This is a genomic window from Ruegeria arenilitoris (assembly GCF_013035315.1).
GTDB classification, from domain to species: domain Bacteria; phylum Pseudomonadota; class Alphaproteobacteria; order Rhodobacterales; family Rhodobacteraceae; genus Ruegeria; species Ruegeria arenilitoris_D.
The window spans coordinates 96,087-108,573 of record NZ_WQHP01000001.1; the positions used below are offsets into that span (position 1 = coordinate 96,087).

Here is a 12,487-nt window from a genome sequence, read left to right on the forward strand (position 1 = left end):
GTACAATCGGAAAGGCAAGGCGATGACAGCTCCGAACCATGTGACGGTTGGCGGCGCTCCCGAAGGGTTTGATGCACAGCTTGTGCTGAACGAAATCGCCCGGTCCGGCGGGCCTGTTTGCCATGTCGCGCGCGACGACAAGCGGATGGAAGCGATGCGGGCCGCATTGGCCTTTTTCGCGCCTGACATGCCGGTCTTTGAGTTCCCGGGATGGGATTGTCTGCCCTATGACAGGGTCTCGCCTAATGCCGACATTGCCGCCGCGCGCGTGGCGACATTGGCCGCGTTGGTCCACCAGATGCCGGATCGATTTGTCCTGCTGACCACGCTGAATGCCACTACCCAGCGTGTACCTGCACGTGATCTACTGCGCGAATCTGCCTTCACCGCCCGCGTAGACCAGCGCGTTGATGAAACGGCGCTGCGCAATTTCCTCGTTCGAATGGGATTCGCCCAAAGTCCCACGGTGATGGAACCGGGCGACTACGCCATACGCGGCGGCATCATCGACATCTTCCCGCCGGGCGAATCCGGCCCAGTGCGGCTGGATCTTTTTGGCGACGTTCTGGACGGCGCACGCCGGTTCGATCCTGTTTCACAGCGCACCACCGAAAAGCTGGACTTCGTGGAACTGGCCCCAGTATCCGAAGTCATTCTGGACGACGCCGCCATCACCCGGTTCCGCCAGAACTATCGTATCGAGTTCGGTGCGGCGGGTACTGACGACCCTCTCTACGAAGCAGTCAGCGCGGGCCGCAAACATCAGGGCATCGAACACTGGCTTCCGTTTTTCCACGACAAGCTGGAGACCCTGTTCGACTATCTGCCCGAGGCGACGATCACCGTGGATGATCAGGTCACACCCGCTCTACTGGCGCGCTGGGATACGATCGTGGATCAATACGAAACGCGTCGGCTGGCGCTTGAAAATCGCTCGCGCATGGACACGGTCTATAAACCGACGCCACCGGGTTTGCTGTATCTGGACGATGCCGCCTGGGTACAGGCGGTCGGCGACCGGCGGGTGATCCAGTTCAGCCCTCTGCCGCAGGCCAGTGGCCCCGGTGTGATTGACGCGGGCGGGCGCATCGGGCGCAACTTTGCACCGGAGCGGCAACAGGAAAGCATCAGCCTGTTCGGCGCACTGGCAAGTCATATCACCGACAAGATGGCCCAGGGGCCGGTGCTGATCGCATCATACTCAGAGGGCGCGCGCGAACGCCTGACCGGATTGATCGAGGATGAAGGTCTGGCCGAAGCGATCCCCGTCACCGACGGCACCCGCATCGGAAAACGTGGTCTGCATCTGGCGGTCTGGGCGCTGGAGCACGGCTTTGAAACGCCGGGTCTGGCGGTCATTGCCGAGCAGGACGTGCTGGGCGACCGCCTGATCCGCCAGCCCAAAAAACGCCGCAAGGCCGAGAACTTCCTGACCGAAACCCAATCCCTTTCACCCGGTGATCTGGTGGTGCATGTCGACCACGGTATCGGACGTTACATTGGGATGGAGGTCGTGACGGCCGCCGGAGCCGCGCATGAATGCCTGCTGCTGGAGTATGCCGAACAGTCCAAATTGTACCTGCCAGTCGAAAACATCGAACTCTTGTCGAAATACGGCCATGACGAAGGGCTGCTGGACCGTCTGGGCGGCGGCGCGTGGCAGGCCAAGAAGGCCAAGCTGAAAGAGCGTATCCGCGAGATGGCGGATAAGCTGATCCGCATCGCCGCCGAACGCGCCTTGCGAAAGGCACCCGTCATGGACCCGCCACCGCATGCGTGGGACGAGTTCAGCGCGCGCTTTCCGTATCAGGAAACCGATGACCAGTTGCGTGCGATCTCTGAGGTGATGGAGGACATGCACTCTGGCGCGCCGATGGATCGCCTGATCTGCGGCGATGTCGGTTTTGGCAAGACCGAGGTTGCCATGCGCGCGGCTTTTGTCGCGGCCATGTCGGGCGTGCAGGTCGCCGTGATCGCGCCGACCACTCTGTTGGCGCGCCAACACGCGGCTTCGTTCAAAGAACGGTTCCGCGGCTTCCCTCTTGAGGTTCGGCAACTATCGCGTTTCGTGTCCGCAAAAGAAGCGCAACAAACCCGAGACGGGTTAGCGCGCGGCACGGTGGATATCGTGATCGGCACGCACGCGCTGCTGGCCAAGGGTATTCGATTCAACAATCTCGGCCTGTTGATCATTGATGAGGAACAGCATTTCGGCGTTGGCCACAAAGAACGCCTGAAACAGTTGCGAAGCGATATCCACGTGCTGACCCTGACCGCGACGCCGATCCCGCGGACGTTGCAATTGTCGCTGACCGGGGTGCGTGATCTGTCGATCATCGGCACTCCGCCCATCGACCGTTTGGCGATCCGCACCTATGTCAGCGAGTTTGATGCAGTCACGATCCGCGAGGCGCTGCTGCGAGAGCACTACCGGGGCGGGCAGAGCTTTTACGTGGTGCCGCGTATCTCGGACCTGCCCGAGATCGAGGAATTCCTGAAAGAACAACTGCCAGAGCTGACCTATGTCGTGGCCCACGGGCAGATGGCGGCGGGCGAGCTCGACGACCGGATGAACGCTTTCTACGACGGCAAATACGATGTGCTTTTGGCGACCACGATTGTCGAAAGCGGGCTGGATATTCCGACGGCAAACACGATGGTCGTGCACCGGGCGGATATGTTCGGTCTGGCGCAGCTGTATCAGATCCGCGGCAGGGTGGGGCGGTCAAAGACGCGCGCCTATGCCTATCTGACCACAAAACCGCGCCAAAAATTGACGGCCACCGCTGAAAAACGCCTGCGGGTTCTGGGTTCGTTGGATACTCTGGGCGCTGGTTTCACGCTGGCCTCGCAAGACCTCGATATTCGCGGCGCGGGTAACCTGTTGGGCGAAGAACAGTCGGGCCAGATGCGCGATGTAGGCTATGAACTCTACCAGTCGATGCTGGAAGAGGCGATTGCCAAGATCAAAGCCGGTGAGATGGAAGGGCTGTCGGATGCCGATGACCAATGGGCACCGCAGATCAATCTGGGCGTACCGGTCCTGATCCCCGAGGACTACGTGCCCGATCTGGACGTGCGTTTGGGCCTCTATCGTCGCTTGTCTTCGCTCTCGACCAAGGTCGAGCTGGAGGGTTTTGCCGCAGAGCTGATCGACCGTTTCGGCACGCTTCCGAAAGAGGTGAACACCCTGATGCTGGTCGTTCGCATCAAGGCGATGTGCAAGCGCGCAGGCATTGCCAAGCTGGACGGCGGACCGAAGGGCGCGACGATCCAGTTCCACAATGACAAATTCGCCTCGCCACAAGGTCTGGTCGAGTTCATCCAGAACCAACGCGGGTTGGCCAAGGTCAAGGACAACAAGATTGTGGTCCGGCGCGACTGGAAAAAGGACGCCGACAAGATCAAAGGAGCCTTCGCAATCGCACGCGATCTGGCCGAGAAAGTCATGGCCGAGAAGAAGAAAAAGGCGAAGGCTTAGTCTCCGCTCACAAAGGTGCACAGCTGCCATTCGCCCGCGTCCGATTTCACGAACGCGGCGCGGTGGCCGGTCATGGGCCACAGGAAATCCCTGTGCATGAACCCGCGGGTCCCGTCGGTCAGCATCACCGGTTGATAGTCGGCGGCATCCTGATAGGCGGTGATGATGACGATCTCATGGCTGATCAGGCCCAGAGCCGGGGCATCGGATTGGGCAGCCTGTCTGAGGGTTACGTCGCCGCCGCTTACGAAATAGGCCATGGCCGGGTCCAGCGTGGCGGGCAGGGTGATCTGCCACTGATGGGGCATCCAGAACTCACCCTCATCATCAAAGTAACCCGGCTGTGACAGGGTGGTTTCCAAGCTGCGCCAATAGGCGTCGCCTGTGGCTAGGTATTCGCGCAGCTCTTCCGGGCCGCCGTCGCCGCCGTGGCTCAAGTAGATGTCGGGGCAGGCTGAGGCGATCACGGCGTCGGTGTCCCGCGCGATTACATCCGCCAGCAGTTTGTCGCGAAAGGCCAACAGGGAGGGGTCGCGGTCGGCCTCATCGACAGGCGGAAAGGTTTGTCGATCGGCGAGAGCAGGACCGCAGAGCATCAGGCAAAGCAAGACGCGGATCATTCTGCTGCCTTCATCGCAGCTTGAGCGCAGAAGCATGAGGCCCCAACGGCCCGATCCGCGCGGGCCAGTGCCAGGTCCAGGCGCTGTTTAATTTGCCGGATTTCAACGGTTTCCCCGCGCGCCTTCAGGCAATCGTGCAGGCCCTTCAGGCTCCAGACATTGTCGGGGTGGATCGAGGCCCGGCTGAGGGTGCCGCCCAGCCCCAGATCCTCACGATAAACCGCTTCGGCTTCAATCACATGCCCCTGTTCGAACAGCAACGCCCCCAGCGCGTGGCGGGTCGGTTGCATCCAGCCCCAAGGCTCATCATAGGGCAGCGTGTCATCCAACTCGACCGAGCGGCGCAGGTGACCAAAAGCGGTGTCATAGTTGCCTTTGCGGTACTCGATCTCTCCGCGCAGCATTTCGCGGGCGATCTCCAGAAGGTCGATAACCCGGTTGTTGTGCAGCAGCCGAGTTTCCGGCACCCGATCCTTTGCGGCCAGAAAAAGCTGTTCTTCGGCCTCGGCCTCTGTCACCTGACCCGTTGCGGCAAATGCGATGGCACGCGCGTAATGGGTGGTCGCCGTGACCGTGCGATAGAGGTCCTGATCGTCGGGCAAGGGCAACGCTTTCGCCTCTTCCCACCGGCCAAACCGGATCAGGATATGAGGCCCCATCGACATATAGCTTTCGAAGAAATCTGCCATGGGTGGGCTTTCGGTGCGCAGCATCGCCTCGGGCGTGGTGTCCCAGATGCCTTGATTGGCGCGCAAAGCCGGTTCCATCTGTCCCAGAAACAGCGCACCGTAGATGGCGAAGTGATAATTGTGCTGGCGATAGCCGGTGTAGATGTTAAACGCGCCTTCACGCTCATAGTATTTCAGGTCGGCCTCGGTGGCCTTTTCGTTCCAGTGGACGACGTTCTGATAATGCCCGCACAGCACGTCGATATGGGTGGGCATGTGGACGAGATGCCCTGCATCAGGGACCAGAGTGCGAAGCACATCCCCAGCCTTTAGAGCTTTTTCCGGGGTCGGAGACATCTCCATCAGGTGCACATACAGATGCAGCAGACCGGGATGAGACATGGCAGCCGGATCTTCGGTCATCGCATCCTCAAGCGCTTTTTGCGCCTCCAGTGTCGCGGCTCCTTCGGCGGGTTGGCCTGTCTTCAGATCCCACATCTGCCAGGGGGTCAGGTTCAGCAGCGCCTCGACATAAATCGTGCGCAGGTCGAGGTGTCCGGGCTGATCCGCAAAAGCTGCGCGCATGGTGTCGGCGAAATCGTGGTCCCAGCTGTGCATGTCTGCGACAGGGTCGCGCTGAGGGTATCGTGCGGGCAGGGCGGCGATCAGCGCCCGTTCGACCGGTGTGCACTTGTCAGCCAAGGCAACAGCCATTTGCGCTGCGTCATAGGCCAGCGCCAGCGCCTTTCGTTGCCCTCGGTCGTCCAGCAGGTTCCAGGGCAGGTTGTAATTTGGCCCGGCCGCATAGGCCACGCCCCAATGCGCCATCGCACAATCGGGATCGAATTCCAGTGCGCGCTGAAAACAGACCACGGCCTCGTCATGATTATAGCCATATGTCCAGTTCAAACCCCGGTCGAACCAAAGCTGAGCCTCGGCCGAGGACGTGGTGATCGGACAGGAATAGGCGCCAAGATCGTAATAATCGCTCATTGAAAATCCCCCCTCATATAGAGGGGAGGTTAACCCGATTCATCCGGTCTGCACAGATCAGGCAGGCAGCCTGTCTTCGATCCGACCCATATGCAGCATCAGGCCAAAGCCCAGGGCGCTCATCGTCAGGATCCCGATGGCCAGTGGGAGAATTGAGCCGTCGAACAACTGACCAATGGGTGCGGCGATTGCGGCGGCGAACACGGTCGAGATTGCCCCGATCACTGATGCCGCCATTCCCGCGATATGGCCCATCGGCTCCATCGCGATGGCGTTCAGGTTGCCCATGGTCATGCCTGCCATGAAGAACACCGCCGTCTGCCAACTGACGAATACGGCAAAGGATAAGGTCGGCGAAAGATCCGTCGCGTTCAACAGGATGACGCCGGTTGTAAAGATCACCTGCGCTCCCAGTGCCCAAGTTACGATCCGACGCATGCCCAGTCTGACGACAAACGCCGCATTCAACAGGCTGGCCGAGCCCGACATCAGAGCGACAAAACCGAACCAGAACGGGAAGCTGTCGGCACTGTCATGAATGATGTCATAGACCGGCTGCACCATCGTCAGCATGGTGAACAGCATGCCCAGGCACAAGGTCTGCACCATGATCGACAAACGGACCGTCGGGTGTGCAAACATCTGGCGCGCTGCATCCATCATCAGGGGCAGGCGCAGCGGGCGTCGGTTCTCGACCGCCAACGGCTCGGGCAGGCGGAGGCCCATCCAGACGACCGTGATCAGCGAGAACAGGATGAACGAGGCAAAGATACCCCGCCAGCCGGTCAAGGCGATTACGCCAGCGCCCATCATCGGCGCAATGGCTGGAACGAGCGTGAAAATCATCATCGCGATCGACACGATCCGCGCCATCTCACGGCCCGAATAGAGGTCCCGAATAATCGCCATGGCCACCACCCGGGGGGCCGCGCAGCCGATCCCCTGACAGATGCGGGCGATCAGCAACACCTCGAGAGAGGAGCTGGCCCATGCCGCAGCCGCTGAGATGATGTACAAGGCTGAACCCACGTAGATAACCGGTTTGCGCCCGAAGGCGTCAGACAACGGCCCGGTGAAAAACGTGCCGATGCCCATGCCCAGAACAAACGACGTAAGGATCAATTGCGCCTTGTTGATGTCATCCGGGCTGAGCTGCGCACCGATGTTCGGTAGGGCTGGCAGCATGGCGTCGATCGAAAATGCGATCGTTGCAAACATCATTGCGATTAGTGCGATGAACTCGCCGCGAGACATGCGATTGGCCATAGCGCCCTCCTGACCTGATCGCGCTATCACGGCAGATCAGGTGGCGCTAGGTGTCAAATTGCACAGGGGTCTGTGCTAATTTGCAGGAGAAGCCTCAAGTTGAGACATGATCTCGGCAATCACTTTTTCCCACATTTCAGGGGGTTGTGCGCCAGGAACCGCGTGTTGATTGGCCACAATGAAAGTTGGGACCGAGTTGACGCCCATCTGCCGGGAATGGATGTCGCGGTTGCTGATATCCTCGCGGTCGGCGTCGGATTTTAGCAGTTTCAGAACAACGGCTGCGTCCATTCCGGCGTTGTCGGCGATATCGGCCAGAACCTCGTGATCGCCAATGTCGCGGGCCTGCACGAAGTATGCGTCGAACAGGGCGTCCACGACGGCGTTCTGCTTGCCCTCGATCCCCGCCCAATGGATCAGGCGGTGCGCGTCCAGCGTGTTTGGCGTGCGCTTCATGCCCTCGAAATCGATCTTGAGGCCCGCGTTTTCGGCGTGTTCGACAACCGGCGCATAGGCCCGCACGGCGCCTTCTTTGCCCCCAAACTTGCGTTCCAGATACTCGCGCCGATCCATGCCTGCGTCGGGCATATCTGGGTTCAGCTGGAACGGATGCCATTCGATCACAAACGGGTGGTCGGGAATAGCAGCCAGCGCCTTGTCCAAATGGGTTTTGCCGATATAGCACCAGGGGCAGATCGGGTCGGACATGATATCAAGCTTGACGGTCTGGGTCATTCGTTGGTCGCCTTGAAATAGGCCGGCAGCGCCCGGCGCAGAAGTTTTCCGTTCCCACCAGCGGGCAGTTCGGGCAGATGGATAAAGGCACGCGGTTGCTTGTAACGCGCCAGATTTGCTTCGACATAAGTGCGCAAAGCGTCATCGTCCAGTTTTTCTGGCCCTGTATAGAAGGCAGCTATCACAAATGTGTCCGGTTTAACCTCGACCGCCGCAGCCCCGACCTGAGCGATGCCGGGATAGCGGGACAGGGCGGCCTCGACTTCGACCGGCGACACGCGGTAGCCGCCCGCGTTCATCATGTCGTCGTCGCGGCCCAAATAGGTGATCTGCCCGTCGACGGCCATTGCACCCTGATCGCCGGTCAAAAACCAATCGCCCTGCATCCGCGCGTCGGCCTCGTCCGGGGCGTTGAGGTAGGTAAGCATCAGGCCGGGGTCCGAACGATGAACCGCAATCGTGCCTTCCTGTCCTTGTGGTACGGGACCGTCCGGTCCCAGAATTGCCACCCGACGGCCGGGCTGCGGCTGCCCCAACGCATTGCCCCGCGCCGGATGGGCCGGGCTTGAGGAAATGAAGGTCGAGCATTCGGACATGCCATAGGCCTCGTAAAGCTCGGTTCCGGTCGCATCTACCCACCGTTCATGCAGGTGGCGCGGCAGCTTTTCCCCTGCGCACAACCCGTGGCGCAGGTCAGGAAAGGTAATGTCCTCGCCCGAGTTGAGAACCTTTCGGAAAACGCCGGGGGCAGCCGCGAATATGGTGGCATTATGCTGGCGCAACAGTGCGGGAAGGTCGTTCAAGTCTGTACCGGGTTCAGGGATCAAGGCGGTCGCGCCGATGGTCCAAGGGTCCATCAAGCCGGTCCCCAGCGTGTAGGTCCAATTGAACGCTCCAGCGTGGCACAACCGGTCCGTTTCGCGCAAACCGTACCAGCCATCCACCATCATCTGACGCGCCCAGATGGCGCGGTGCGCGTGGGCCACGGCCCTTGGTCTGCCGGATGTGCCGGACGTGTAGACCACGTAACCCATTCGGTCCGGGTCACCCATCTGAAACGCAGCCGGGGGCAGATCGCGCATCGCGGCCAGATCGCCCAGCTTGATCTGAAAAGGGTGCGCAGCGCAGGCGACCACCGGGTCGCGCAGAACCGCGGCCGGTTTCAGATCGTCGATCATGCGCGCTGTTTCAGGTTCGGTCAGTTGCGAAGAGGTCGGAACGGGGACAATGCCAACAGCAATCGCGCCCAGATACGCAATCGGGAAATCAACCGTATTCCCCAAACGCATCAACGCGATGTCACCTGGTGCCAACCCGGCCTGCAACAACCCCGTTCCAGTGCCAAGAATGGCCTGTTTCAGGTTGCGATACGTCCAATTCTGCGCACTGTCAGGGCCCAACACGGATAAGGCCGTTTTGTCAGAGACCCCGTCTGCATGGCGCAGCACATGGGCGGCCAGGTTGAACGGAGACGGGCAGGGCGGCGGCGGCCCCTGATCGAATATCGAAAGCATGACAACTGGCTAGCGCGACCACTGGTACGTTGCAAGCGGGACGGGCTATGCCTATAGAATGACGCATGAGCACCCAAGACCAGACATCTTTGATCCGCATCGCGCGCGACACGGGCGAACAAACGGAAGTTGAGCCGCTGGACCTCGGCGCGCGTGTACGCGAGTTGCGTAAAGCGCGGAAATGGACGCTGGAACAGGCGGCAAGCCAGGCCGGTCTGGCACGTTCAACGCTCAGCAAGATCGAGAATGGACAGATGTCGCCCACATATGACGCTCTGAAAAAGCTAGCGACCGGTTTGGAGATCTCGGTCCCGCAGTTGTTCACGCCGCCGCAGCGGGAGCAAGTTATTGGACGGATGGCCGTGACACGGATGGGCGAAGGGTCCGCGCATCCCACCACGACTTATGAACATGAGCTGCTGGCCGATACGCTGACCAAAAAGCAGATGCTGCCCTATCGTGCGCGTGTCCGCGCGCGGTCAATGGACGAGTTCGACGGCTGGGTCCGCCATGATGGCGAAGAATTCCTGTATGTGCTGACGGGTGTAGTGCGTCTTTATACCGAGTTCTATGAACCCGTCGAAATGCGCCGTGGTGACAGCGCCTATTACGACGGCAGCATGGGGCACAACGTCATCTCGGTCAGCGATGAAGACGCAATGATCCTGTGGGTGACATCACTCACTTAACGAGCGGCTGAATTCGCGGTTCAAGCCTTCAGTGAACAGAAAGTCCTCAAGCTCTTCGTGGGCTTCGTTCACGGTCAGTTGGTGACATTCGGCCAGATATGCCTCGAAACGTTTACGGTCCTTGCTGAACCGCACCATGTCCTGGTCTTTCAGGTTCGGAAAACGTCGCTTGGCGCGCGCATACATTGCATCCCAGTCTTGCGTCAGATCGGTCCATTTCAACATCAGCGATCTTTCCGGTTAATCGGTTACACAACTGCTCGGCCTGGGGTTCAGGGTACGAACGCATACGGGGTGATCGGGCATGACAAAATGTCGCACCTTCTGAGGGTGGATTTAGGATGCGGAAATGCCCGTTGCAGCCAACCCGCAACGGGCAGACGGACCTAGTTTTTGAGTGAGTGGAGGCCGGTCCGTAAATTCAATGTGCTACGGATCGGGCGAAGAGTTATGTCTCGAATTCTAAAGATATAATCAATTCGCCTCAATCGCGTAACTATTGGGCAAGGCTATACCGGCGGAACCAGTTCCGTAAAGCCTTTTGTGTGAGTTTTTTTGCTATGTACCCACTTTAGGGGATGCAACAACATCTTGCGAGAGTGATGGTTGGGGCTCGCCACATGTGGCGAGCCTGTGTATTGTGCTGATTTCCGCCGATCTTTGCGCGGCGGGTCAATCCTCGTACCACCAGACCTGTGGCATGTATTCAGGACCGTCGCCATAGATCGGCAGAGTCTCGGGCTGTTTCAGTTCTTTGGCATGGGCGATCCGGCCGACATCAAAGTTCCAGATCGGAATGACATAGCGCCCGGCGGTCAGGACACGATCAAGCGCCCGCGTGGCCGAGACGAAATCCTCGTGGCTTTCCGAGGCCAGCATGGCGTCAATCAAACCGTCCACAGCGGGCGAGGCGACCCCCATCAGATTCCGGGTTCCCGGCGTGTCCGCATTCTCGCTGCCCCAATACAGGCGTTGCTCATTGCCGGGTGACAGTGACAGCGCGCGGCGGAAGAAGGTCATGTCGAAATCCAGTTCAGACGTGCGCGCGGTAAACTGGGCGCTGTCGACCTGTTCGGTGGTCACTTGAATGCCCAGACGCTCCAGCGCACGCGAATAGATCTCGATGGCCGTTTCGCTTTCTGTATCACCCTGCTGCAGCAGGACGGTCAGGGTGAAGGCATCACCGTTGGCGTTACGCAGCACGCCGTCCTGAATTGTCCAGCCTGCTTCGGCCAGAAGGTTGGTTGCAGCGCGGATGTTCTTTCGGTTACGCGCCGATCCATCGCTTTCGGGCAGGGTGTAGCCCTCCACCGCGCCCGGTGGCAGGTCGTCCTGGAAGGTCAGCAACAGCTCTTCGACGCGTCCGGTGGCCGGGCCGGGTTGCATGGCAAGGTCCGAGCCCGAGAAATAAGAGGCGATCCGAGGTTGTGCGCCGCCGGTGATCGTGTCGTTGATGAATTCGAAGTTGAACGCCAGCGTCAGCGCCTCGCGCACGCGCCAGTCATCAAATGGAGCCTTGCGGGTGTTCATCACAAAGCCGGTCATCCCCGAGGGCTTGCCATGGGGGATCTCAGTCTTAACGACGTCGCCGCGCTGCACGGCGGGAAAGTTGTATTGCGTGGCCCATTTGTCGGCGTTGAATTCACGCACGGCTGTCAGCTCTCCGGCTTTGAATGCCTCGAACAGGACAGTGCCGTCGCCATAAAATTCGATCCGCATCTCATCCAGGTTCATGGTGCCTTTGCGGAATGGGATATCAGCGCCCCAATAGTCGGGGTTCCGTTTCAGGGTGACGTACCGCCCGGCTTCATAACCGTCGACCACATAAGGTCCGGTTCCGACCGGAATGTCATGCAGCCCGGCATCGGCAAAGTCTTTGCCTTCCCACTGCGCCTTTTGCAGGATCGGACGCAGACCGGCGATCAGGGCAAGTTCGCGATCGGGTTCATTGAAGGTGATCCGAACCGAGCGCGGACCGGTCTGTTCGATGCTGTCGATCTTGCCCCACAACCCGCGATACCGCAGGTGTCCTTCGGTGCCCAATGTCTCATATGACCAGATCACATCATCCACGGTGACCGGCGTGCCATCGGAAAACTCGGCGTTTTCGCGCAGCGAAAATTCGACCCAAGAGCGGTCGGGAGCTGTCTCAACTGATTCGGCTAACAACCCGTAAAGTGTGAAAGGTTCGTCCCAAGAGCGGCCCATAAGGCTCTCGTGGGTCCAAAACCGTAACTGCCAGGGCGAGCTGCCTTTTTGCACGAAGGGGTTCAAACTGTTATAGCCGCCGGTGTTTCCAAACACGACTTTCCCGCCTTTGGGCGCATCCGGATTTGCGTAGGGCAGGGACACAAAATCCGGTGGTAGGGCGGGGTCACCGTACATAGCTATGCCATGGGCCGAATCTGCATGCGCGATTGAAGCGCTCAAAAGGGCGGTGATTCCCGCGACAAGGGGGCGAACGGGGCGGAGGAAATTGGGGCTCATTTTGGAAACAATCCTGCTCTGGCCTTATTTTGTT

Annotated in this window: 9 protein-coding genes; 2 read left to right on the plus strand and 7 right to left on the minus strand. The window is 59.8% G+C overall.

Annotation, left to right across the window (positions count from 1 at the left end):
- Positions 1 to 22: 22 nt before the first annotated feature.
- Positions 23 to 3,481: a transcription-repair coupling factor gene (gene mfd, locus GOV53_RS00495; RefSeq protein WP_170463426.1), complete on the plus strand. Its 3,459-nt coding sequence runs from the start codon at positions 23 to 25 to the stop codon at positions 3,479 to 3,481.
- Here mfd and GOV53_RS00500 read toward each other — a convergent pair.
- The 5 genes from GOV53_RS00500 to GOV53_RS00520 form a co-directional block, all read right to left on the minus strand.
- Positions 3,478 to 4,101: an SH3 domain-containing protein gene (locus GOV53_RS00500; protein WP_170463428.1), complete on the minus strand. Its 624-nt coding sequence runs from the start codon at positions 4,099 to 4,101 to the stop codon at positions 3,478 to 3,480. The two genes, mfd and GOV53_RS00500, sit on opposite strands and share 4 nt — an antisense overlap.
- Positions 4,098 to 5,762, minus strand: a complete 1,665-nt coding sequence (locus tag GOV53_RS00505) for a hypothetical protein (protein ID WP_170463430.1) — start codon at positions 5,760 to 5,762, stop codon at positions 4,098 to 4,100. Before GOV53_RS00505 ends, GOV53_RS00500 begins: the two co-directional genes overlap by 4 nt.
- 57 nt (positions 5,763 to 5,819) lie before the next feature.
- Positions 5,820 to 7,028: a multidrug effflux MFS transporter gene (locus tag GOV53_RS00510; RefSeq protein ID WP_170463432.1), complete on the minus strand. Its 1,209-nt coding sequence runs from the start codon at positions 7,026 to 7,028 to the stop codon at positions 5,820 to 5,822.
- A 75-nt stretch (positions 7,029 to 7,103) separates the two neighbouring features.
- On the minus strand, positions 7,104 to 7,763 hold the full coding sequence (locus GOV53_RS00515) for a DsbA family oxidoreductase (protein ID WP_170463435.1): 660 nt from the start codon (positions 7,761 to 7,763) through the stop codon (positions 7,104 to 7,106).
- Entirely contained in the window at positions 7,760 to 9,277 is a 1,518-nt protein-coding gene (locus GOV53_RS00520; RefSeq protein ID WP_170463437.1) for a class I adenylate-forming enzyme family protein, read from the minus strand. Before GOV53_RS00520 ends, GOV53_RS00515 begins: the two co-directional genes overlap by 4 nt.
- Before the next feature lie 65 nt (positions 9,278 to 9,342).
- On the opposite strand from GOV53_RS00520, the gene GOV53_RS00525 reads away from it, so the two are divergent.
- On the plus strand, positions 9,343 to 9,966 hold the full coding sequence (locus tag GOV53_RS00525; RefSeq protein ID WP_170424471.1) for a helix-turn-helix domain-containing protein: 624 nt from the start codon (positions 9,343 to 9,345) through the stop codon (positions 9,964 to 9,966).
- Here the strand turns inward: GOV53_RS00525 and GOV53_RS00530 are convergent.
- Positions 9,955 to 10,191 carry a hypothetical protein gene (locus tag GOV53_RS00530; RefSeq protein ID WP_170463439.1) on the minus strand — a complete coding sequence of 79 codons (237 nt, stop codon included), beginning with the start codon at positions 10,189 to 10,191 and terminating at the stop codon, positions 9,955 to 9,957. The genes GOV53_RS00525 and GOV53_RS00530 overlap by 12 nt on opposite strands.
- 447 nt (positions 10,192 to 10,638) lie before the next feature.
- Positions 10,639 to 12,453 (minus strand): extracellular solute-binding protein, encoded by a 1,815-nt coding sequence (locus GOV53_RS00535; protein ID WP_170463441.1) that lies wholly within the window; start codon positions 12,451 to 12,453, stop codon positions 10,639 to 10,641.
- Positions 12,454 to 12,487 lie beyond the last annotated feature (34 nt).

Bases quoted from the DNA above. Each gene is read 5' to 3' on its own strand.
- mfd (WP_170463426.1), top strand. From the start codon at position 23: ATGACAGCTCCGAACCATGTGACGGTTGGCGGCGCTCCCGAAGGGTTT.
- GOV53_RS00500 (WP_170463428.1), bottom strand. From the start codon at position 4,101: ATGATCCGCGTCTTGCTTTGCCTGATGCTCTGCGGTCCTGCTCTCGCC.
- GOV53_RS00505 (WP_170463430.1), bottom strand. From the start codon at position 5,762: ATGAGCGATTATTACGATCTTGGCGCCTATTCCTGTCCGATCACCACG.
- GOV53_RS00510 (WP_170463432.1), bottom strand. From the start codon at position 7,028: ATGGCCAATCGCATGTCTCGCGGCGAGTTCATCGCACTAATCGCAATG.
- GOV53_RS00515 (WP_170463435.1), bottom strand. From the start codon at position 7,763: ATGACCCAGACCGTCAAGCTTGATATCATGTCCGACCCGATCTGCCCC.
- GOV53_RS00520 (WP_170463437.1), bottom strand. From the start codon at position 9,277: ATGCTTTCGATATTCGATCAGGGGCCGCCGCCGCCCTGCCCGTCTCCG.
- GOV53_RS00525 (WP_170424471.1), top strand. From the start codon at position 9,343: ATGAGCACCCAAGACCAGACATCTTTGATCCGCATCGCGCGCGACACG.
- GOV53_RS00530 (WP_170463439.1), bottom strand. From the start codon at position 10,191: ATGTTGAAATGGACCGATCTGACGCAAGACTGGGATGCAATGTATGCG.
- GOV53_RS00535 (WP_170463441.1), bottom strand. From the start codon at position 12,453: ATGAGCCCCAATTTCCTCCGCCCCGTTCGCCCCCTTGTCGCGGGAATC.